This window comes from Sphingomonas glacialis, from assembly GCF_006439055.1.
Lineage (GTDB): Bacteria > Pseudomonadota > Alphaproteobacteria > Sphingomonadales > Sphingomonadaceae > Sphingomonas > Sphingomonas glacialis_A.
This window is the reverse complement of record NZ_RCZC01000002.1, coordinates 1,372,855-1,395,645: the sequence shown is the minus strand read 5'-3', so window position 1 is coordinate 1,395,645 and position 22,791 is coordinate 1,372,855. Positions and strand designations below refer to the sequence as shown.

At 67.9% G+C, this 22,791-nt stretch carries 17 protein-coding genes; 15 read left to right on the top strand and 2 right to left on the bottom strand.

What is annotated here, in order from left to right; translation table 11 throughout:
* Positions 1 to 88: 88 nt before the first annotated feature.
* From EAH76_RS10490 to EAH76_RS10425, 13 genes are all read left to right on the top strand, one after another.
* A complete protein-coding gene (locus EAH76_RS10490; protein ID WP_140850134.1) occupies positions 89 to 1,492 on the top strand; it encodes a UDP-N-acetylmuramoyl-tripeptide--D-alanyl-D-alanine ligase in 1,404 nt (467 codons plus the stop codon).
* Positions 1,492 to 2,562, top strand: coding sequence for a phospho-N-acetylmuramoyl-pentapeptide-transferase (gene mraY, locus EAH76_RS10485; RefSeq protein ID WP_133190014.1), 1,071 nt, complete (start codon positions 1,492 to 1,494; stop codon positions 2,560 to 2,562). The genes EAH76_RS10490 and mraY overlap by 1 nt, the downstream gene beginning before the upstream one ends.
* Positions 2,559 to 3,974, top strand: a complete 1,416-nt coding sequence (gene murD / locus EAH76_RS10475) for a UDP-N-acetylmuramoyl-L-alanine--D-glutamate ligase (protein WP_241659625.1) — start codon at positions 2,559 to 2,561, stop codon at positions 3,972 to 3,974. Before mraY ends, murD begins: the two co-directional genes overlap by 4 nt.
* The gene (locus EAH76_RS10470) at positions 3,971 to 5,194 is read left to right on the top strand and encodes an FtsW/RodA/SpoVE family cell cycle protein (protein WP_140850133.1); all 1,224 of its coding nucleotides are present in this window, start codon (positions 3,971 to 3,973) and stop codon (positions 5,192 to 5,194) included. The genes murD and EAH76_RS10470 overlap by 4 nt, the downstream gene beginning before the upstream one ends.
* A complete protein-coding gene (gene murG / locus EAH76_RS10465) occupies positions 5,191 to 6,336 on the top strand; it encodes an undecaprenyldiphospho-muramoylpentapeptide beta-N-acetylglucosaminyltransferase (RefSeq protein ID WP_140850132.1) in 1,146 nt (381 codons plus the stop codon). Before EAH76_RS10470 ends, murG begins: the two co-directional genes overlap by 4 nt.
* Positions 6,333 to 7,751: a UDP-N-acetylmuramate--L-alanine ligase gene (gene murC, locus EAH76_RS10460; RefSeq protein ID WP_140850131.1), complete on the top strand. Its 1,419-nt coding sequence runs from the start codon at positions 6,333 to 6,335 to the stop codon at positions 7,749 to 7,751. Before murG ends, murC begins: the two co-directional genes overlap by 4 nt.
* A gap of 134 nt (positions 7,752 to 7,885) precedes the next feature.
* Positions 7,886 to 8,746: a UDP-N-acetylmuramate dehydrogenase gene (gene murB, locus EAH76_RS10455; RefSeq protein WP_431357981.1), complete on the top strand. Its 861-nt coding sequence runs from the start codon at positions 7,886 to 7,888 to the stop codon at positions 8,744 to 8,746.
* Positions 8,747 to 8,876: 130 nt separating this feature from the next.
* Positions 8,877 to 9,782 carry a D-alanine--D-alanine ligase gene (locus tag EAH76_RS10450; RefSeq protein WP_241659665.1) on the top strand — a complete coding sequence of 302 codons (906 nt, stop codon included), beginning with the start codon at positions 8,877 to 8,879 and terminating at the stop codon, positions 9,780 to 9,782.
* Positions 9,779 to 10,762: a cell division protein FtsQ/DivIB gene (locus tag EAH76_RS10445; RefSeq protein WP_140850128.1), complete on the top strand. Its 984-nt coding sequence runs from the start codon at positions 9,779 to 9,781 to the stop codon at positions 10,760 to 10,762. Before EAH76_RS10450 ends, EAH76_RS10445 begins: the two co-directional genes overlap by 4 nt.
* A gap of 29 nt (positions 10,763 to 10,791) precedes the next feature.
* Entirely contained in the window at positions 10,792 to 12,054 is a 1,263-nt protein-coding gene (gene ftsA / locus EAH76_RS10440) for a cell division protein FtsA (protein WP_140850127.1), read from the top strand.
* Between the two features lie 111 nt (positions 12,055 to 12,165).
* Positions 12,166 to 13,626, top strand: a complete 1,461-nt coding sequence (gene ftsZ / locus EAH76_RS10435; RefSeq protein ID WP_140850126.1) for a cell division protein FtsZ — start codon at positions 12,166 to 12,168, stop codon at positions 13,624 to 13,626.
* A 124-nt stretch (positions 13,627 to 13,750) separates the two neighbouring features.
* Complete coding sequence (locus tag EAH76_RS10430) at positions 13,751 to 16,171, top strand: SPOR domain-containing protein (protein WP_140850125.1); 2,421 nt, start codon at positions 13,751 to 13,753, stop codon at positions 16,169 to 16,171.
* A gap of 28 nt (positions 16,172 to 16,199) precedes the next feature.
* Positions 16,200 to 17,372 carry a deoxyguanosinetriphosphate triphosphohydrolase gene (locus EAH76_RS10425; protein ID WP_140850124.1) on the top strand — a complete coding sequence of 391 codons (1,173 nt, stop codon included), beginning with the start codon at positions 16,200 to 16,202 and terminating at the stop codon, positions 17,370 to 17,372.
* A 58-nt stretch (positions 17,373 to 17,430) separates the two neighbouring features.
* Here the strand turns inward: EAH76_RS10425 and EAH76_RS10420 are convergent, their stop codons facing one another.
* Complete coding sequence (locus tag EAH76_RS10420; protein ID WP_140850123.1) at positions 17,431 to 17,721, bottom strand: hypothetical protein; 291 nt, start codon at positions 17,719 to 17,721, stop codon at positions 17,431 to 17,433.
* 210 nt (positions 17,722 to 17,931) lie between these two features.
* On the opposite strand from EAH76_RS10420, the gene EAH76_RS10415 reads away from it, so the two are divergent.
* The gene (locus EAH76_RS10415) at positions 17,932 to 19,467 is read left to right on the top strand and encodes a DUF1800 domain-containing protein (RefSeq protein WP_140850122.1); all 1,536 of its coding nucleotides are present in this window, start codon (positions 17,932 to 17,934) and stop codon (positions 19,465 to 19,467) included.
* Between the two features lie 3 nt (positions 19,468 to 19,470).
* On the top strand, positions 19,471 to 20,619 hold the full coding sequence (locus EAH76_RS10410; protein ID WP_140850121.1) for a DUF1501 domain-containing protein: 1,149 nt from the start codon (positions 19,471 to 19,473) through the stop codon (positions 20,617 to 20,619).
* A gap of 153 nt (positions 20,620 to 20,772) precedes the next feature.
* Here EAH76_RS10410 and EAH76_RS10405 read toward each other — a convergent pair whose 3' ends face one another.
* A complete protein-coding gene (locus EAH76_RS10405; protein WP_140850120.1) occupies positions 20,773 to 22,689 on the bottom strand; it encodes a CocE/NonD family hydrolase in 1,917 nt (638 codons plus the stop codon).
* Positions 22,690 to 22,791: the final 102 nt, after the last annotated feature.

Genomic DNA, 22,791 nt, shown 5'->3' with positions numbered 1-22,791 from the left:
GGTTAGGGGAGGGGTGTGCCTCAAGCGGCGCGATCTCCATGTTCGGGACTTCCCTCCCCCAGCCCCTCTCGCAAGCGGGAGGGGAGTCGTGAGCGCGAGCCTCTGGACCTCCGCCGACATCGCCGTCGCCACCGGCGGCACGGCATCGACACCCTTTACCACCACCGGCGTCACCTTCGACTCACGCGAAGTCGGCCCGGGCGACCTGTTCATCGCGCTGACCGGCGAGGCGACCGACGGCCACCGCTTCCTGTCGCAAGCCTTCGCGCAAGGCGCAGCCGGCGCGATCGTCTCGCACCCGGTCGAGCACCCGCACGTCCTCGTCTCCGACACCACGGCAGCGCTCGACGCGCTCGCCCGAGCCTCCCGCGCCCGCACGGACGCGAAAATCATCGGCGTCACCGGCTCGGTCGGCAAGACCGGTACCAAGGAAGCCCTCTTCGCAGCGCTCGATCGCGGTGCGCGTGGGCAGGCCCATCGCTCGGTCAAGAGCTACAACAACCATACCGGCGTGCCGCTCAGCCTGTCGCGGATGCCCGCGCAGACGCGTTTCGGCGTGTTCGAAATGGGCATGAACCATGCCGGCGAACTGGCGCAGCTGACGCAGCTCGTGCGCCCCCACGTCGCGATCGTCACCACGATCGCCCCGGCGCACACCGCCTTCTTCCGCGACGAAGCCGCGATCGCCGACGCCAAGGGCGAGATCTTCGCCGGGCTCGAACCCGGCGGCGTCGCGATCGTGCCATATGACAGCCCGCACCGCGACCGGCTGATCGCCGCCGCCGCGCCGCACGCCGCGCGGACCGTGACGTTCGGTCTCGACAAGGGCGCCGACGTTCGCGCGATCGAATCGATGCGGCTGGCGAGTGGCGCGACCTTCGTCACCGCGGTGGTGGGCGAGCGCGAGCTGAGCTTCACGATCAGCCAGCCGGGGCAGCATTGGGTGTCGAACAGCCTAGCTGTGCTCGCCGCGGTCGATGCGGTTGGCGGCGATCTGGCGGCCGCTGGGCTCGCGCTCGCCGAACTCGGCGGGCTCGTTGGGCGCGGGGCACGCTTCACGCTGCCCGTCGGCGACGGCGATGCGCTGATCATCGACGAAAGCTACAACGCCAACCCGTCGTCGATGCGCGCGACGCTCGCCGTGCTCGGCGCGGAGCGCGCCGACCGCAAGATCGTCGTCCTCGGCGAGATGCGGGAATTGGGCGAGCGCTCCGACGGCTATCACGCCGCGCTGGTCGAACCAATTCTCGCCGCTGGCGTCGAAGCGGGCATTCTGGTCGGTGAAGCGATGGCGCCGCTTGTGAACGCGCTTGAGGGGAAGGGCGATTTCGTCCATGTCGCCGACGCCGCCGCGGCGCGCGCCAAGCTGACCCAGATGCTGGCGCCGGGCGATGCGGTACTCATCAAGGGATCGAACGGCGTGGGGCTTTCGGCAATCGTCGCCGACCTGCGAAGCAGGATACCGGACACCCTGCGCAGCGGGACACTGTAATGCTCTATTTCATCGCCGACTATCTGGGCTTCCCCGGGCTGCTCAACCTGATCCGCTATCAGAGCTTTCGCACCGGCGCCGCGGTCGCGACGTCGCTGTTCCTCGGCCTGCTGATCGGCCCGCGTTTCATCGGCTGGCTGCGGCTGCGCCAGGGCAAGGGGCAGCCGATCCGGTCGGATGGCCCGCAATCGCATCTCGCCAAACGCGGCACGCCGACGATGGGCGGGCTGATGATCCTGACCTCGATGGTCGCCTCGATCCTGTTGTGGATGGATCTGTCGAGCCCGTATGTCTGGGCGTGCACCTTCGTGACGCTCGGGTTCGGCGCGATCGGGTTCCTTGATGACTATGACAAGGTCCGCAAGGCGAGCACCGCGGGCGTCTCGAGCCGAATGCGGCTGATCGGCGAATTCGTCATTGCCGGGATCGCGGCGATGCTGATCGTCCACCAGAACGGCACGCACCTGTATTTGCCGTTCTACACCGGATCCGTGATCGACCTCGGCTATTTCTACGTCGTGTTCGCGGCGTTCACGATCGTGGCGTTCGGCAATGCGGTGAACCTCACCGACGGGCTCGATGGCCTCGCGACGATGCCGGTGATCATCGCCAGCGTTGCGTTCATGGCGATTGTCTACCTCGTCGGGCGCGCCGATTTCGCGCATTATCTCGGCATTCCGCACGTGCCACATGCCGGCGATCTCGCGATCTTCTGCGGCGCGATCGTCGGGGCGGGGCTGGCCTTCTTGTGGTTCAACGCGCCGCCCGCGGCGGTCTTCATGGGCGATACCGGGAGCCTTGCGCTCGGCGGTGCGCTCGGCGCAATTTCGGTCGTGGCGCATCACGAGATCGTGCTCGGCATCATCGGCGGGCTGTTCGTCGTCGAGGCGATGTCGGTCATCATCCAGGTGTTCTTCTACAAGCGCACGGGAAAACGCGTATTCAAGATGGCGCCGATCCACCATCATTTCGAACAGCTCGGCTGGAGCGAGCCGACCGTCGTGATCCGGTTCTGGATCATCGCGCTGGTGCTCGCGCTGGCGGGGCTCTCGACGTTGAAACTCCGGTGATCGTCTCGCCCCTCTGGCGCGGCAAGAGCTTCGCTGTGCTGGGGCTTGCACGCTCGGGCGCGGCGTCCGTGCGCGCGTTGTTGGCGGGCGGGGCGCGGGTCGTTGCGTGGGATTCGGATCCGGCGAAGCGCGACCAAATCCTCCCCCGGGAACCGGGGGAGGGGGACCATGAGCATTCAGCGAATGGTGGAGGGGGAGCGACGCTCGAGGCTGCACCCAGCCCCAACCCCCTCCGTCTCGCTGCGCTCGCCACCTCCCCCGCTGAAGCGGGGAAGGATTTGGTATTGTCCGATCCGCTCGAGATCGACCTCGCCGGGTTCGACGCGCTGGTCGTTTCGCCCGGCGTGCCGCTCAACCGGCACCCGGTCGCCGCCAAGGCGCGCGCCGCAGGCATCCCGATCATTGGCGACATCGAACTTTTCGCACAGGCGCGCAGCAGCCTCCCCGCGCACAAGGTCGTCGGCATAACCGGCACCAACGGCAAGTCGACCACCACTGCGCTCGTCCACCACATCCTGCAGACCGCAGGCGTGCCCAGCCTGATGGGCGGCAATATCGGCCTGCCGATCCTCGAACAGGCCCCTCTCCCAGAGGGTGGCGTCTATGTGCTCGAACTGTCGAGCTATCAGATCGATCTGACCTTCAGCCTCGACTGCGATGTCGCGGTGCTGCTCAACCTCACGCCCGACCATCTCGACCGTTATGACGGGTTCGAAGGCTATGCCGCCTCCAAGGCCCGGCTGTTTGCGATGCAATCCAAGACGCACGCTGCGGTGATCGGCATCGGCGACACCCCCTCCGCGCTGATCGCGCGAAGCCTGTCGGCGCGTGGCGAGCATCTCACCAAGATCGCGCCCGGCGTGTGCATGGACCAGTCGCGCTGGCCGAGTCTCCAGGGCCCGCACAATGCGCAGAACGCGCTCGCCGCGATCGCGGTCGCCCAGGCGCTCGGCGTGCCCGAGGCGATGATCGACCGCGGGCTCGAAAGCTTTGCCGGCCTGCCGCACCGCATGGAGCGTGTTGCCGTCAGGAACGGCGTGGCCTTCGTCAACGACAGCAAGGCGACCAACCCCGAATCGACCGCGCCCGCGCTCGCCGCGTTCCCGCGGATCCACTGGATCCTCGGCGGGAAGGCCAAGTCGGACGATCTCGATGCCTGCGCGCCGTCCTTCGGGCATGTCGTCCACGCCTATACGATCGGCGACGCTGCCAAGCCCTTCGCCGCGATCCTCGACGGCAAGCTTCCGGTGACGGTGAGCGGCGATCTCGCCACCGCCGTCACGCAGGCCGCGGCCAACGCGCAGCCGGGCGATACCGTCTTGCTCTCGCCGGCCTGCGCCTCGTTCGACCAGTTCCGCGATTTCGAAGATCGTGGCGACCAGTTCCGCCGCATCGTCGAGGCGCTGGCATGAACGAGCAGCGGACCCCGCCGCCCAAACTGTGGAAGGGCATGAAGCATCGCGGCGGTCGTGGTGATCGCTCGGCGCTCGGCATGTGGTTCTGGGACATCGACCGGATGCTGCTGCTGCTGACGCTGCTGCTCGTCGCGGTCGGGCTGGTTGCGGTCGGTGCGGCGTCGCCTGCCGCCGCGACGCGCTATTCGGACGGCAAGCATATCGTCCCGCCGCTTTTCTATCTGTGGTGGCAGCTCGCCTGGGTTGGCGTGTCGCTACCTGTGCTGCTCGTCGTCTCCATGTTGCCGGTGCCCGTCGCGCGGCGGATGGCACTGATCGGGACGGTCGCGTGTCTCGTCTTGCTGATGCTGGTGCCGGTGATCGGCGTACAGAAGAACGGCGCGACGCGCTGGCTCAATCTCGGCGTGTCGCTGCTCCAGCCGTCCGAGTTTCTCAAGCCCTTCTTCATCGTCACCGCCGCCTGGGTGCTGTCGATGCGCGCGCAGGACGAGGCGCTCCCAGTGGTGACGATCACCGGCGGGATGACCGCGCTCGTCGCGCTGCTGCTGATGCTCCAACCCGATTTCGGGCAGACCGTCGTTTTCTGCGCGGTGTGGATGGCGTTGCTGATGATCTCGGGCACGTCGCCCAAGGTGATCGGCGGGCTGATCGCGGCGGTGCCGGTGGGGCTCGGCGCGGCGTATATGTTCTACGGAACGGCGCGCGCGCGGATCAACGCGTTCCTGTTTCCCGATGCCGAGGGCATCGGCGCGGCCGACCATTTCCAGACCAATGCCGCGCACGACACGATCACCGCGGGCGGCTGGCGCGGGACGGGGCCGGGGGGCGGCGCGATGAAGTTTCGGCTGCCCGAGGGGCATACCGACTACATCTTCTCGGTGATCGGCGAGGAATTCGGGCTGATCGCGTGCGTCATCATCGCGATGCTGTTCCTCGCGATCGTCGTGCGCGTATTCGTCAAGCTGCTCGACGAGCAGGATGAATTCCGTTTGTTCGCGGCAGCGGGTCTCGCGACGCAGTTCGGCGTCCAGGCGCTCATTTCGATGGCGGTCAACACCGGACTGGCACCGTCGAAGGGCATGACGCTGCCCTTCATCAGCTATGGCGGGTCGTCCTTGGTCGCGCTGTCGATCGGGATGGGGTTGCTGCTGGCGTTTACCCGGCGCAATCCGTTCGTTACGCGATCCAAATATATCGCGCATCGGAGCGGCATATGACGGCAAAGCATTTCGTATTGGCAGCAGGCGGCACCGGCGGGCACATGGTCCCGGCCGCGGCGCTGGCGGCCGAGCTGATCCAGCGCGGGCATTATGTCGCGCTCGTCAGCGATGAGCGCGGCGTGCGCTTTCCCGGGCTGTTCGAGGGGATCCAGACGCATATCCTCCCCGCCGGGCGCCTCACCGGCGGGCCGATCGGTTACCTGAAGGCGGCGCGCGCGATGCTCAACGGCCGCGCGATGGCGATCGAGCTGTACAAGAGCTTCCGCCCCGATGCGGTGATCGGCTTCGGCGGTTACCCCGCGCTGCCGGCGCTGCTCGGTGCGTTCAACCAGGGTATCCCGACCGCGGTGCACGAGCAGAATGCCGTGCTCGGCCGCGTCAACCGGCTCGTCGCGGGCAAGGTCGATGCGATCGCCACATCCTACGCCGAAGTCGCGCGGCTCGCGCCGAAGCTGCAGGCGAAGACGCATCTCGTCGGCAATCCGGTGCGCGACGCGGTGCTCGCCTTGCGCTCGAAGCCCTATCCGCTGCTCGAGGAGGACGGCATCTTCCGCGTCCTCGTCACCGGCGGCAGCCAGGGCGCGAGCGTCCTTAGCCAAGTCGTCCCCGACGGCCTTTCGATGTTGCCCGTCGCCTTCCGGCGGCGGTTGCAAGTCACCCACCAGGCGCGGATCGAGGATATCGAAGCCTGCCGCGCCAAATATGCCGAGCTGTCGATTGCCGCTGACCTTGCCACCTATCTGCCCGACATGCCCGAACAGCTTGCCTGGGCGCATCTCGTGATCGCGCGTGCCGGTGCTTCGACGCTCGCCGAACTGACCTGTGCCGGGCGACCGGCGATCTTGGTCCCACTGCCGTCGGCGACCGACGACCATCAGACTGCCAATGCGCGCGAGATGACGCAGGCGGGCGGCGGGCGGACGATCGACCAGCGCCACTTCACGCCGGTCGAACTCGCCAAGCAGATGCAGAAGCTCGGGCTCGACCCCGAGGCGCTGCAGAACGCTGCCGGCCGTGCGCGCGCGTGCGGGCGGCCCGACGCCGTGCGCGACCTCGCCAATCTGGTCGAGAGCCTCGCCGATCCGCTCGGCGACATGCCGATCGGCAAGCCTCAACCCGTGAAGGCAGCTTTCGCATGAGGGGCGTCGCAACCGATATCGGGACGATCCACTTCGTCGGCATCGGCGGCATCGGCATGTCGGGCATTGCCGAGGTGATGAAGAACCTCGGCTATGCGGTGCAGGGCTCCGACGTGGCCGAGGGCTATGTCGTCGAAGGCCTGCGCGCCAAGGGGATCAAGGTGCTGATCGGGCACCACGCCGACAATCTCGGCGATGCCGCGGTGATCGTCACGTCGACCGCGATCAAGCGCGGCAACCCGGAAGTCGAGGCGGCGCTCGAACGGCGCATCCCGGTGGTGCGGCGCGCGGAGATGCTCGCCGAGCTGATGCGGCTGAAATCGACCGTCGCGGTCGCTGGAACGCACGGCAAGACGACGACGACCTCGATGGTCGCGGCGTTGCTCGATGCGGGCGGGGTCGACCCGACGGTGATCAATGGCGGGATCATCAACTCCTACGGTTCGAACGCGCGATTGGGCGCGAGCGACTGGATGGTGGTCGAGGCCGACGAAAGCGACGGCAGCTTCCTGCGGCTCGACGGGACGATCGCGGTCGTCACCAATATCGATCCCGAGCATCTCGATCACTATGGCTCGTTCGACGCGGTTAAGGATGCGTTCGTCGAGTTCGTCGAGAACGTGCCCTTCTATGGCGCGGCCTTGCTCTGCCTTGATCATCCCGAGGTGCAGAACATCATCCCGCGCGTCCGCGACCGGCGCGTCGTGACCTATGGCTTTTCGGCGCAGTCCGACGTGCGCGGCGTGAACGTGACACCGATCCCCGGGGGCAACCGCTTCGAGGTGATCGTCCGGCATCGCGACGGGACGAGCCGTTCGATCGAGGGGATCGAGATGCCGATGCCGGGGCGCCACAACGTCCAGAACGCGCTCGCCGCGATCGGCGTCGCGCTCGAGCTGGGGATCGACGATTCGACGATCCAGCAGGGGTTTGCCAAGTTCGGCGGCGTGAAGCGGCGTTTCACGAAAGTTGGTGAAGTGCGGGTCGGCGAGACCGGCACCGTCACGATCATCGACGATTACGGGCATCACCCGGTCGAGATCCGCGCGGTGCTGTCGGCAGCGCGCGAGGGTGTCGAGAACCGCGTGATCGCGGTGGTGCAGCCGCATCGTTTCTCGCGGCTCGGCGATTTGATGGAGGAGTTCCAAGGCGCGTTCAACGATGCCGATATGGTGTTCGTGGCGCCGGTCTATGCGGCGGGTGAGGCACCGGTCGAGGGTGTCGATGCCGAGGCTCTGGTCGAGGGGCTGAAGCGGCGGGGGCATCGGTCGGCGGCGACGATTGCTGGGCCGGAAGAGCTTGCGGGTGCGCTGGCGAAGGTGGTGCAGCCGGGGGATATGGTGGTGTGTCTGGGGGCCGGGGATATCACGAAGTGGGCGGCTGGACTGGCCGCCGGTATCGAGGCTGCGCGATGAACGTACGCGCTTCTTCTTCCCCCCTCCCGCTTGCGGGAGGGGCTGGGGGAGGGCCTTCTTCAGGCGTCGCCCAAGCTTCCAGGTCATTCCCTCCCCTAGCCCCTCCCGCAAGCGGGAGGGGAATAGAAGGTCGCGTGACCGCATCCGCGCCGCTCGCCCCGCTCGTCTGGTTCAAATCCGGCGGCGCCGCACAGTGGCTGTTCGAACCCAAGGACGTGGCCGACCTCAGCGCCTTCCTCGCTGCGCTCGACCCGAGCATACCCGTCCTCCCGCTCGGCCTCGGCTCGAACATGATCGTCCGCGACGGCGGCGTGCCCGGCGTGGTGATCCGCCTCGGCAAGCCCTTCGCCAAGGTCGAGACGCTCGACGCTACGACGCTCCGCTGCGGCGGCGGCGCGAGCGGGATCCTCGTTTCGTCGAGCGCGCGCGACGCCGGCATTGGCGGCGTCGAGTTCCTGCGGTCTATCCCCGGCACGGTCGGCGGTTTCGTGCGGATGAATGGCGGCGCGTACGGGCGCGAGACCAAGGACGTGCTCGTCGAATGCGAGATCGTCTTGCGCTCGGGCGAGCAGCAGACGCTCGCGGTCGAGGCGCTCGGCTACACCTATCGCCACTCGACGCTGCCCGCGGGCGCTGTCGTGGTGAGCGCGACCTTCCGCGGCCATCCCGAAGAACCGGCAGTCATCCAGGCCGAGATGGACCGCATCGCCGCCGAGCGCGAGGCGTCGCAGCCGTTGCGCTCGAAGACCGGCGGCTCGACCTTCAAGAATCCGGAAGGCCACAAGGCCTGGGCGCTGATCGATGCGGCCGGCTGCCGGGGCCTGCGGCGCGGCGATGCGCAGGTCAGCGAGAAGCATTGCAACTTCCTGCTCAACCTCGGCGCGGCGACGAGCGCCGATATCGAGGCCTTGGGCGAGGACGTCATCGCGCGCGTAAAGGCGCAGTCCGGGGTGACGCTCGAGTGGGAAATTCAGCGGGTGGGTGAAGCGCAGTGAACGGAACTCTCTCGTCGCCCCGGCGCAGGCCGGGGCCGCTCGGTTTCGGGCGTACCCTGTCATCGCAGCGCGGCCCCGGCCTGCGCCGGGGCGACGGGCTGTGAGCAACGTCCTCCACGTCGCAGTCCTTATGGGCGGCTGGTCGGCCGAGCGCGAAGTGTCGCTGATGTCGGGCGCCGGCGTCGCCGAGGCGCTCGAATCGCTTGGTCACCGCGTGACGCGGATCGATATGGGGCATGACGTTGCGGCGAAGCTCGCCGAGGCCAAGCCCGATGTCGTGTTCAACGCGCTCCACGGGACACCCGGCGAGGACGGCTCGGTGCAGGGCATGCTCGACCTGATGGGGCTGACCTATACGCATTCGGGGCTCGCCACCTCGGTGATCGCGATCGACAAGCAGCTGACCAAGCTGCTGCTCGTCCCCGCGGGTATCCCGATGCCGGGCGGCCGGATCGTCAAGTCGGAGACGCTGTTCGACGGCGACCCGCTGCCGCGTCCCTATGTGCTCAAGCCCGTCAACGAAGGCTCGTCGGTCGGCGTGGCGATCGTCACCGCCGAGGGCAATTACGGCAACCCGATCGCGCGCAGCACGCCCGGCCCGTGGACCGAGTTCGAAGACCTGCTCGCCGAGCCGTATATCCGCGGCCGCGAACTCACGACTGCAGTGCTCGGCGAAACCGCGCTCGGCGTGACCGAACTCAAGCCGCTGAGCGGCTGGTACGATTACGAATCGAAATACACCGACGGCAAGACCGAGCACATCTTCCCCGCCGCGATCCCCGACGAGATCACCGCCGCCTGCAAGCAGATCGCGCTCGACGCGCATCGCCTGCTCGGCTGCAAGGGCGCTTCGCGCTCCGATTTCCGCTGGGACGACGAGGCCGGGGTCGACGGGCTGTTCCTGCTCGAGGTCAACACCCAGCCGGGGATGACGCCGCTCAGCCTGGTGCCCGAGCAGGCGCGGCATTGCGGCATCTCCTATCCGCAGCTCGTCCAGGCGATCGTCGATGAAGCGCTGAAAGAAAAAGCGCCATGACCAGCGGCACGATCAAGCGCGGCACCGCGCGTCGCCCGGTCCAGCCCAAGCGGCGCAAGCCGCCCAAGGCGTCGACGATCGACAAGTTGATCGCGATGCTGCCGGTCAGCGAAGCCACGCTCCACAAGATCGCGACCTGGTCGATCATGGGTGCGGTCGGCGCGGCGCTGCTCGGCGCGGCGACCTATCTCGGCGTTCCCGCGGCGATCGGCAGCGCGATCGGCGAGGGGATCGGCGATGCCGGTTTCCGCGTCACCAACATCCAGATCACCGGTCTCAAGCGGATGGACCATAACGTCATCTACAAGATCGCGGCGAACCAGCCGTCGATGGCGATGCCGCTCGTCAGCCTCGAGAAGATCCGTCAGGATCTGCTCGCGCATAGCGGCTGGATCGAGGACGCGCATGTCTCGCGCCGCCTGCCCGATACGCTGATGGTCAATGTCATCGAGCGCACGCCGAGCGCGATCTGGCAGAACAAGGGCCAGCTCGCGCTGATCTCGGCGAACGGCACCTGGCTCGAACCGGTCAATCCCGAGGCGATGCCCGATCTGCCGCTGGTGATCGGCGCGCATGCCAATGAGCAGGAGCCGGCGTATCGGCAATTGCTCGACGTCGCGCCGGCGCTGCGCGGGCAGGTCAAGGCGGCGACCTGGGTCGGCAATCGCCGCTGGACGCTGACCTTCGAGAGCGGCGAGACGCTGGCGTTGCCCGAGGGCGATACCGCAGCGGGCAAGGCGCTGGTCCGGTTCGCGCAGCTCGACGGAGTCAAGCCGCTGCTCGGCAAGGGGTGGCTCGGCTTCGACATGCGCGATCCGACGCGGCTCGTCGCACGAAAGCCGGGGTTGGTCGATAACAAGGCGATCACCGATCCCTCGGCGACGACGCCGGCCGGGACTCCGGTGACGGGCCAGGCGACGCCCGCGGCAAAATCGCGCGTGATCGAAGCGAAACAATCGGGGCCAGCAGGCCAGGTATAGCGTAAGCGGGCGGAACAGGGGACAAGCAGATGGCGAAGACAGCACCGGAAGGCCTCATCACCGCGCTCGACATCGGGTCGTCCAAGGTGTCGGCGATGATCGCGCAGAAGGGTGACGGCGGCGAGTTGATCGTGCTCGGCACCGGCCAGCGCGAGAGCCGTGGCGTAAAGCGCGGCTATATCGCCGATGCCGCGGCGACCGAAGTCGCGGTGCGCGAGGCGGTCGAGCAGGCCGAGCGGATCGCGGGCACCAATATCGAGAACGTGTGGGTCAGCTTCTCGGCCGGTGGGCTCGTGTCCGACGTCGCCTCGATCGAGTTCGAGCTGGGCGGCCACCGCGTCGAACAGTCCGATATCGATGCGCTGTTGCAGGCGGGGCGGGATTCGATCGATCCGGCGGGGCGGATGGTGCTCCATGCGCAGCCCGCGCTCTACACGCTCGACGGCCTCACCGGCGTCAAGCGGCCGCTCGGGCTCCATGCCGATCGGCTCGGCGTCCACATCCATGTCGTCGCCGCCGACGGCTCGCCGGTGCGCAACCTCGGGCTGTGCGTCGCGAATGCGCATCTTGAGGTGAAGTCGATCATCGCTTCGCCGGTCGCGACCGGCATGGCGTGCCTGTCCGACGAGGAGCGCGAACTCGGTGTCGCGCTGGTCGAACTGGGCGCAGGGATCACCAACGTCTCGCTGTTCGCCGGCGGGATGCTCGTCGGACTGATGTCGATCCCGATCGGCGCGCAGGATATCACCGACGACATCGCCTCGGCGTTCGGCACGCGCCGTGCGCAGGCCGAGCGGATGAAGTGCGTCCACGGCTCGGCCAATGCGTCCCCGCGCGACAATCACGAGATGATCGACGTCGCGCCGATCTCGGCCGAGGACGATGCGCATGACGGCACGCGCATCACCAAGGCGCAGCTCATCTCGGTGATCCGCCAGCGGCTCGACCATCTGATCGGCGAAGTCGGCAAGGCGCTGACCGAGCTCAAGTTCGAAGGGCCTGTCGGGCGCCAGGTCGTGCTGACCGGCGGCGGCGCCGAATTGAAGGGCATCGCCGATTATGCGCAGCAGGCGCTCGGTCGTTCGGTACGGATCGGCCGCCCGCGCGGGCTGACCGCTCTGCCCGAGGCGCATGCCGGGCCGGCCTTCGCGACGCTCGCCGGCCTCGCTTTCTACGCCGCGGCCGATCCGGTCGATCTGCGCGCCCTGTCGGGCAAGCAGCAACTGGTGCATCGCCCGAAAGGTTTTGCGCTGTTCCGACGCTTGATGGCGGCGGCCCGCGCGAATTATTAAAGATTTGCTACTCGATTGTGCGGTTCGCTCTGGAACGACCGCGAGCGATGGTGCAAGAATACACCTATATTAGTTTCGCGCCGGGGTGTGGGCGCCGTTTGGAGACCGGACATGAGCATCGAATTTTTGCCGCCAGAAGTCGATGAGCTCACGCCGCGCATCGCCGTAATCGGCGTCGGCGGCGCAGGCGGCAACGCGATCGCGAACATGATGCGTGCCGATGTGCAGGGCGTCGAGTTCCTCGTCGCCAACACCGACTCGCAGGCGCTCAAGCAGTCGACCGCGAGCCACAAGATCCAGCTCGGTGCGAAGATCACGCAAGGGCTCGGCGCCGGGTCGCGCCCCGAGATCGGGCGCGCTGCCGCCGAGGAGACGATCGAGCAGGTCACCAAGATGCTCGAAGGCTCGCACATGTGCTTCATCGCCGCGGGCATGGGCGGCGGCACCGGCACGGGTGCGGCGCCGGTCATCGCCAAGGCGGCGCGGGATATGGGCATCCTGACGGTCGGCGTCGTCACCAAGCCGTTCGCCTTCGAGGGCACGCGTCGCGCCAAGAGCGCCGAGGCGGGCATCGAGGAGCTGCAGAAATATGTCGATACGCTGATCGTCATCCCCAACCAGAATCTGTTCCTCGTCGCCAATGCGAACACGACCTTCAAGGAAGCGTTCCAGATGGCCGACGAAGTCCTGCAGCAGGGCGTTCGCGGGATCACCGATCTGATGGTCATGCCCGGCCTCATCAACCTCGATTTCGCCGACGTTCGCTCGGTGATGCAGGAAATGGGTAAGGCGATGATGGGCACCGGCGAGGCCGAGGGCGACAATCGCGCGATCGAAGCGGCGTCGAAGGCGATCGCCAATCCGCTGCTCGACGGCGTCAGCATGAAGGGCGCCAAGGGCGTCATCGTGTCGATTACCGGTGGCGACGACATGCGCCTGCTCGAAGTCGACGAAGCCGCGAATCACATCCGCGAGCTGGTCGATGAAGACGCCAACATCATCTGGGGTTCGGCGTTCAATCCCGATCTCGAGGGCAAGATCCGCGTCTCGGTGGTCGCCACCGGTATAGAGGCTGAAACCCGTCCCGTTCCCGTGGCGCCCCCGGTGTCGCGCGCGTTCAGCTTCTCGGGCACCAAGAAGACCGAGGCTCCGGCCGATGCCGCGCCGGCAAGCGAGCCCGCGCCCGAGCCGGTCGCCGCCGAGGAAGACGAACTCGTGCTCGGCAGCGAGACCGTTGTCGCCCCCGAGGCAGCCGCGCCCGCGCCCGCACCGGTGAAGACCTTCGACGATACGGCGCCCGCACCGTCGGCGCCGGCAGCCGACGACACCCCGGCCGAGGCGCCCACACGCCGCCGCTGGCTGTCGCCGGGTGCGCCCGTCGCCGAGGAAGCGCCCGCCGCCCCAACGGCTGCCCCAGAGCCGGTCGCACCCGCACCGCGCGTCAAGCTCGGCGGCACGCTGTTCGAGCGCATGTCGAGCGTCTCGCGCGGCGCCGCACGCGACGAAGAGCCGGCCGCCGACAAGGATCCGCTCGATATCCCGCGCTTCCTGCATCGGCAGAACAACCAGTAACGATCCCTGGCGGATCACGGCGAGCGGCATCGATGGGCCGCTCGCCGTCACTGTGTGTCGATTGGTCGCAGCGCGGCCGGGCGGTCGCTTGCCGCTTGCGCCATAAACCGCTTTAGGACTGATCATGCGCGCCGTTCGTCTCACCGTCTCTGTATCCGCGCTGACGCTGGCCGCCGCCGCGAGCGCGCAGACCAGCTATCCTTCGCCCTACACGCCCTCGCCTTATGCCGGTGCGCCGTCGCCTTATACGGTGCAGCCGCTGTCCGACGCCGATCTGCTGGCGAGCCAGATCCGGCTGCTCGCCGCCAATCCACAGGATTTGCAGGCGCTGATCCGCGCGGGTGAGCTCGCGCTCAAACTCGACGACGATACCGCCGCTGCCGCCTTCTTCGCGCGGGCCGAACGGATCGATCCGCGCAATGCGCGCGTCAAGGCGGGCGAGGGGAGCCTGCTCGTCTCGGCCGAGCGCCCGGGCGACGCGCTGCGCCACTTCGCCGAGGCCGAACGGCTCGGCGGCGATCCGCGCAGTTTTGCGGCCGATCGCGGCCTCGCTTACGATCTTGTCGGCGAACAGGACCGTGCACAGCGCGATTACCGCCTCGCCTTGCGCACCGCCGCCAATGACGAGACGCAGCGACGCTATGCGCTGTCGCTCGGCATTTCGGGCAAGCGCGAGCTCGCGCTTACGCAGATCGACCCGTTGCTCCGCAAGAGCGACCGCGGCGCGTGGCGCGCACGCGCCTTCATCCTCGCGATGGGCGGCGACAAGGCCGGCGCCGAGAAGATCGCGACGAGCATGATGCCGGCCGGGATGGCGCAGGGGCTGCAGCCGTTCTTCGACATTCTCCCCAATCTGCGCCCCGCCGACCGTGCCTTCGCGGTGCATTTCGGCGAGGTGCGGCCGAGCATCGACCGCGTCAACGACGCACGGCTCGTCCCGCCGCTCGCGGCGCTCGGTCCCGATCCGACCGCGCCGGTGCAGGTGGCGGCGGTGGTCGCGGCGCCCGTCGTGATCGACGCGCGCGAGGCTCGCCGGCGTGCCAAGGAAGCGCGCCGAAACCGCGGGAAGGTCGAGATCGCGGCCGCCACGACCCCGCCGCCACAGCCGTTGCCGGCGCCGCCCGCTTATGGCGCGCTCGGGTCGCGCGTCGCGCTGGCCGCGAACATGCCGGGTGGCACGTCAGGCGTGACCTACGTCCAGCGTGTGCCGGGGACGTCCGCCGCGACTTCGCCTTATGCGCAGCCGCAGCGCGCGCCTGTCACACCCTATGTCCAGCCGCTTCCGTCGGCGCCGTACGGGCAAGCGCTGCCCGCGCCGCGTTATGTCCAGCGCGCGCCGATGACGAGCGCGCAGGCGGCGAACCTTGCGGCGGCGCGCTCGACCGCCGTGCCTGCGCCGAGTGTGTCCACGCCCGCGCGGTCGGGTCAGTTCGCAGCGGTTCCGGCTTCGCCCTCGGTCCAATATCCGACTCCGCCGGGAACCGCGCTTGCGGCATCGACGCCCCAGCCGAGCGGTTCTGCAGCCGTAACGCCGCCCTCGGGCGCGACCGCGTCGCCGGTGGTGCTCGCTGCCTCGAATACGCCGTTGCCGTTCGGCAATCGCAGCGCCGTGCCGCTCACCAGCCAGCTCGGCGTTGCGCCGGTGACGACGCCGCCGGGCGCGGCAGTCGCGCCGCCAAGCGCCGGTGCGACCAGTCCGAGCGTGGCGGCGCAAACGCCGACACCGCCGTCCGTCGGCACACTCGCCGCGGCGGCGGAAAGCTCGACCGTCGTCTCCGCGACGCCGGCGCCCGTGGTCGCAACGCCGGTGACGCCGACGCCGTTGGCCGCTGCGCCGATCACGCCGACACCCATCACGCCCACCCCCGTCACCGCGACACCGGTGCGCAGCGAAGATACGATCCTCGCGGCGATTATCTCCGACATCAAGGTGCCCGCCACCGAACAGCAGGCCGAGCCACAGCCGGGCGTCGCGCCCACGCCGATCGAGCGCGCGCGCGCGTCCGCCCCGCTCGCCGATACGACGCGCGCCGACGCGCTTGCGGCCGAGAAGAAGCTGGCCGCCGAAAAGAAGCTCGCGGACAAGAAGGCAGCCGACCAAGCCGCGCTCGCCGAGGCGAAGAAGGTCGCGGCGGACAAGAAGCTCGCCGACACCAAGAAGGCGGCGGCCGACAAGAAGATTGCCGACGCGAAGAAGGCGGTCGCCGACAAGAAGATCGCGGATGCCAAGAAGGCCGCCGAGGAAAAGCGCAAGAACGATCCCAAGCTGCTCGAACCGTCGCGCGTCTGGGTCCAGGTGGCGGGCGGCGCAAACGAGAACGACCTGCCCAAGCAATGGTCGAAGCTGCGCTCCGGCAACAAGCAGCTCGCCGGCCGCGGCGGCTGGACCACCCCGCTGCGCGCGACCAACCGCATCCTGACGGGCCCGTTCAAGACCGAGGACGAGGCGCAGGCGTTCGTCAACAAGATCGCCAAGGACGGCCAGTCGGGCTTTGTCTTCGTCAGCGATGCCGGCCAGAAGATCACCAAGCTCGGCGGCAAATGACCCTTCGATCGATGGAATACCGACCGTTATGACGCAGCTTGCGCCCTGGGCCTCTCACCCGGAGCGCAGCCGCGGTCGCCTCCATGAAGAACAAAAGGGGAGCGCGCCCGATTCTGTGCGGGGCCCGCGCGACGCCTTCCAGCGCGACCGCGACCGCATCATCCACTCGATCAGCTTTCGCCGGCTGCGCCACAAGACGCAGGTGTTCATGGCGCCCGACGGCGACCATTTTCGCGTCCGATTGACGCACAGCTTGGAGGTCGCGCAGATCGCACGGACGATCGCGCGCACGCTCGGCCTCAACGAGGATCTGACCGAGGCGCTGTCGCTCGCGCACGATATCGGCCACCCGCCGTTTGGCCACGCTGGCGAGGATGCGCTTGAGGCGGCGCTCGCCGGGCAGGGCGGGTTCGATCATAACGGCAATACGTTGCGCGCGCTGATGACGATCGACAGCCCGTATCCGCGTTGGAACGGGCTCAACCTGACCTGGGAGACGCTCGAGGGGCTGGCCAAGCATAACGGGCCGGTCAAGAAGCCACGCTGGGCGCTAGCGGAATGCGATGCGGCGTTCCCGCTCGATCTGCGCGGCTGGTCGAGCCTCGAGGCGCAGGTCGCGGCGATCGCCGACGACATCGCCTATGACAATCACGACATCGACGATGGGCTGCGCGCGGGGTTGCTGACGCTCGACCAATTGCTCAGCGTTCCGTTGATCGCGCGTGGGTGGGATGCGGTGCGTGCGCGCTTTGCCGATGTCGCGCCGGCGCGGCTGGTCGGCGAGCTGATCCGCTCGCAGATCGGCGCGATGGTCAACGATCTGATCGCGGAGACGCGGACGCGCCTGGTCGGGATCGGCGATAGCGCCGATGTGCGCGCGGCGGGGCGCTGCCTGGTCGGTTTCTCGCCTGAAATGCGCGAGGACGAGCGCGTGCTGAAACGCTTCATGTACGCCAACCTCTACCACCACCCGCGCCAGATGGCGGCGGCGCGCGCGGCGGAGGGGATCGTGACGGGGTTGTTCGGCGCCTATCGCGCCGATCCGGGCTTGATGCCAGCGGATTGGGCAGAGCGGGTGCCGGCCGACGAGCCGTGGCGCAGCCGCCACATCGCCGACTTCATCGCCGGGATGACCGACCATTATGCCGTCTCGCGCTATCGCGAGGTGGTCGGGCCGATCGACCTGCCCGAAGGGTTCTGAACCACTTCGATGCTATAGTCCGGGCGTGTCGACCCTGCGACACGCCCGGCCGAGCGGCTTAGCGCAGTGCGAGCGCCGTCGAGGTGAGCTTGGTCTGTGCGTTGGGAACCGAGAAGGAGACGGGCACGCCACCCGAAACGCCGGTCACCTGATCGCCGCGCACGTTGAGCTCGAACGCGCTGCCCGACTGGCGGCGGCCGCTGATCAGGACATGGTCGCCCTTGTCGATCGTCTTGTAGGTGTAGGTCTCGCCATCGCGCGTGAAGGTGTGGCTGGTCGAGTCCTTGGCAAGCGCAGGCGAAACCGAAGCAGCGAGGATGGCCGTTGCGGCGAAGATGGTCTTGAGCATGATCTTCCTTTCGAATTTCGAAGGCCGATCCCGCATCCTCTCCCCGAAGATGGATTGTGCTGATGGCGCTATCATATTGCACTGCAGCATATGCCCAAGCGCAAAGAACGCGCGACCAGTTGCACGAAACGAACGCGTCGGACGTAACCGGGGATAATTTTGCGACAGGTCGTGTCCATACGGACTCACGACGCAAAGAAGGACGCGATCATGACAAAGGCAAGCATCGCGCTGAACCGCTTTGGTTTGGGCGCGCGCGGCGACCAGCCGGTTCCGGCCGACCCGGTCGCCTGGCTGACCGGGCAGTTCGCGCGCTATGATCCGCATCCCGACGCGATCGCGGCGGCGGCGAGCAGCGCTGCGGTCTCGGCGGGACTCGCCGACTATTTCCGCCAGCAGCGCGCCTTGCGGATGCAGCAGGGTGGCCGAGCGGGCCCACCTGCTGCCGCGGTCGCACCGATGGCCGGGTCGGCACCGGCTGGTCTGCAAATGGGCGCGCAATCGGTCCAGCCGCCGGGGATGGCGCCGCCGATGGTCACTGCGCCCGCCAAGCCGGTGCGCGACGATGCAATGAAGCAGGCCCGCCAGTTCGCCGCGCGGACCGGTCGTGAGGATTATGCCGGCGCGGTCGGCGCGCGCACCACGCAGGCGTTGATCACCGATACGCCGTTCGTCGAGCGACTCGTCCATTTCTGGGCGAACCATTTCGCGGTGTCGGCCGACAAATTGCAGGTTGTCGGCCTGGCCGGCACGCTCGAGTTCGAGGCGATCCGGCCGCATGTGCTGGGCTCGTTCCACGACATGTTGATGGCGGTCGAACAACATCCCGCGATGCTGCTCTATCTCGACCAGGCGGTGTCGGTCGGCCCCAATTCGCCGCTCGGGCAGAAGATCGCCGCGCGCGGCAATCGCAAGGTCGGGCTCAACGAAAATCTCGCGCGTGAGATCCTCGAGCTGCATACGCTTGGCGTGCGCACCGGCTACAGTCAGGCCGACGTCACCGAATTCGCGCGCGCGATGACCGGCTGGACCGTCGCCGGGATCGGGCAGGGGCCGGGCGCACGCGCCGCCGGGACCGACGGTCTGCCGGGCGATTTCGTCTTTGCCGCGCCGCTGCACGAGCCAGGCGACCGCATGGTGATGGGGAAGACCTATCCCGCAGGCGGAGTCGAGCAGGCGAGTGCGGTGCTCGCCGACGTGGCGCTTTCACCCGCCACCGCGAGCCACATCGCGACCAAGCTCGCACGCCATTTCGCCGGCGACACCCCGCCGCCGGCGATGGTCGCGCGGTTGCAGGCGGCGTTCCTCAAATCGGGCGGCGATCTGCCGACGGTGTACCGCGCGCTGATCGCCTCGCCCGAGGCCTGGGTCGAGCAACCGCTCAAGTTCAAGACGCCGTGGGAGTGGACGATCTCCTCGATGCGCGCGCTGAACGTCAAGACCGCCGATCCACAGGCAATGGTCGGGTTGCTCAACCAGCTCGGCCAGCCGACTTGGAAGCCCGGGCAGCCGATCGGGTATGACGATATCGCCGGCAGCTGGGCCGGACCCGACGCGGTGCTGCGCCGCGTCGAGGCGGCCGAGCGCTTCGCCTCGCGCGCTGCGGTGACCGACGCCCGCACGCTCGCCCCCAGGATCCTCCCCGGCGCGGTGAGCCCCGGCACCACCACGGCGCTCGCCAATTGCGAGAGTCCGGCGCAGGCGCTTGCCTTGCTGCTGGTCGCGCCCGAATTCATGCGGAGATAGATCATGTACGATCGACGTTCCTTTATCGGTGCCGGCGCGATGGGTGCGCTCGTGCTCGCGCTCTCGCCGCGGATGGCCTTCGCCAAGGCCGAAACCGACAAGCGCTTCATCTTCATCATCCAGCGCGGCGCGGCCGATGGGATGGGGATCGTCGCGCCGGTCGGCGACCCCGCCTTTGCCGGCGCGCGCGGCGATCTGGCGGCGGATTTTGCGAGTGCGCCCAGGCTCGACGGCATGTTCGCGCTGCACCCGAGCATGGTGGCGCTCCACGGCCTGTACGGCCAGAAGCAGGCGCTGTTCGCGCATGCCGTCGCCTCGCCGTATCGCGATCGCTCGCATTTCGACGGGCAGAACGTGCTCGAGAGCGGGGGTTTGAACGCCTATCAGGTCAAGGACGGCTGGCTCAACCGGCTGCTCGGCGTACTGCCGCCGACCCAGGCCAAGGCGATCGCGGTGTCGGCGACGGTGCCGCTTGCGCTCCGCGGCAAGATCGACGTCTCGTCCTATGCGCCCTCGAACCTGCCGCAGGCGTCGGACGATTTGATGCAGCGCGTGGCGATGCTCTATCAGGGTGACAGCCAGCTCCACGGCCTGTGGAGCGAGGCGATGAGCACGCGGCAATTGACCAGTGATCTCGCCGCGGGTGGCGGGGCCAATGCGGTGGCGACGGGCGCGCTGGCCGCGCGGCTGCTCGCGCCCGCCAATGGCGCGCGGATCGCGATGATCGAGACCGGCGGTTGGGATACGCATACGCAGCAGCGTCAGCGGTTGGGCGCGCAGTTGAAGGGGCTCGACGGGATGATCGGCGCGCTGCAGGCGGGGCTGGGGCCATTGTGGAGCGACACGATGGTGCTCGTCGCGACCGAATTCGGGCGCACCGTCGCGGTCAACGGGACCGGCGGGACCGATCACGGCACGGGCAGTTCGGCGATGCTGCTCGGCGGCGCGGTGCGCGGCGGGCGGGTGCTGGCGGACTGGCCGGGGCTGCAAGCGGCGGCGCTGTTCGAGGGGCGCGATTTGAGGCCGACGCTGCAGCTCGATGCTTTCATCGCCGGCGCGGTGGCGGGCCATTTCGGGGTCGAGCCGGCGCGCGCGATGGCGGCGCTGTTCCCGCTGAGCAAGGGGACGAAGGCGGTGAGCGGGCTGGTGTGAACCCCACCCATCGTCACCCCGGCCTCGTGCCGGGGTCCACCGTGAGGCGCATCCTGCCGGCGTAGCGCGCGCAAGACGGTAGACCCCGGCACAAGGCCGGGGTGACGGAGGAGGGTGGTAAGCGCCTAAGCCCGCGCGCGACGGACGTGGGCGTTACTTCGCCACCACCGGCAGCAACACCGCGCTCGCGCCCGCGGCGCCATGCTCGATCGTCACGGTCGCCTTCTTGTAATCCGCGGGCTTCGCCAGGAAGATGTTGGGCACGAAGGTCTGCGGGTTGCGATCATAGACCGGGAACAACGACGACTGCACCTGCACCATGATCTTGTGCCCCGGCAGGAATTCATGGTTCACCGCCGGCAGACGGAAGCGATATTGCTGCGTCTTGTTTGCAGGGATCGCGCTCGGCTTGGCGAAGCTCTCGCGATAGCGACCGCGGAAGATGTCGAGGCTGATCGCGAGCTGATAACCGCCCATCTTCGGGTTGCTCGCCACCTCGTCGGGATAGACGTCGATCAGCTTGACCACGATGTCGCCGTCGCTGCCGGTCGTCTTGGCGAAGATGTCGGCCCAGGGCACGCCCGAGACCTTGACGGTCTTGGTCAGAACTGGGGTCGAATAGCTCATCACGTCGGTGCGGCCGTCGACCGAGCGCTGGTCCGACACCAGCCAGTCGCCCCAGCGACCATCATCGAAATTGATCGGACGCGGGAGGTACGGGACGGGGTTGGCGGGATCGGACACATAGCTGTCGCCCCCGCTCGCCGCGCGTTCAAAGCCGAGGCCCTTGTCGGCCTGGAGGTAGAGCGGGGTCAGCGGCGTGTCGCAGCCGGTGTCGCACGACAGCGGCCATTTGGGGAAGCTGTCCCAATGGTTCGCGCCGGTGTTGTAGATCGCGGCGGCGGGCAGCGTGACCGCGGGGCCGTCCTTCAGATACTGGTTGAAGAAGGGCAGCACCATGTCTTCGCGATATTGCTGCGCGGTGTCGCCGTTCCACGTCAGCGGGCCGAGCGTGCGGCCGTCGCGATTGACCTGGCTGTGGCGCCACGGGCCCATCACCAGATAGTTGTTCGACTGGTGGCCGGCCTTGACCAGCGCCTCATAGCTGTGGATTCCGCCCCACATGTCCTCATGATCCCACAGGCCCTGTTCCCACAGCGTGGGGACGTTCGACGGGCTCGCGGCGAGCAGCGTGTCGAGCGCCTGGCCCGACCAGAAGCTGTCATAGGCGGGATGCTGGACCATGCGGTTCCAATAGGGGAGCTGGTCGTAGCCCGACTTCTTCGCCCAATCGCCCGCCGAGATCTTCCGGAAATTGTCGTAATCGTCATAGCCACCCGAGGGCGGCGCCTTGCCTGCGCCCTTGTAGCCGGTCTGCGCGCCGAGCCAGCCGATATTGGGCAGGCGGAACGCGCCGTAATGGAACCAGTCGTCGCCCATCCAGCCGTCGATCATCGGGCTCTGCGGCGCGGCGACTTTCAGCGCGGGGTGGGGGTGGAGCAAAGCCATCACCACGGTGAAGCCTTCGTAGGACGATCCGATCATCCCGACCTTGCCGTTCGATTCCGGCAGGTTGGCCTTGTTCACCAGCCAGTCGATCGTATCATAGGCGTCGGTGGTGTGATCGACCTTGGTCTGGTTGAGCGGGCCGATGACGGGCCGCGTGACGACATAGTCGCCCTCCGAGCCGTATTTGCCGCGGATGTCCTGATAGACGCGGATATAGCCGCCCTTGACGAACATCTCGTCGGCGAGCGGCAGCGTCGACAGCTCGCTCGCGCTGTCGGTGCGGTTGGCGCGGCCCTTGGCGTTATAGGGCGTGCGCGTCAGCACGATCGGCGCGTTGGTCAGGCCCTTGGCGTAGACGATCACGGTGTAGAGCTTGGTCCCGTCGCGCATCGGGATCATCACCTCGCGCTTGACGTAGTCGTTCTGCGCCTCGGGCGGGCTGAACTTGGCGGGGATGTCGCCGCCGACCGGAGCGGCGGTTGGGGCCTTCTGCTGGGCAAGGACCGGCGTGAGCGCGATCGCCGCGGCGGTGGTGGCGAGCAGAAGAGCGGTGCGATTCATGGGCGACCTTTCGGAAGGGAGATGGCGTGTCGTACGCGCAGGATCGCTGCGGGATCAACCGTGTCGTAGCCCTGCGATACGCCATGATTTGAAGCCGTCCCC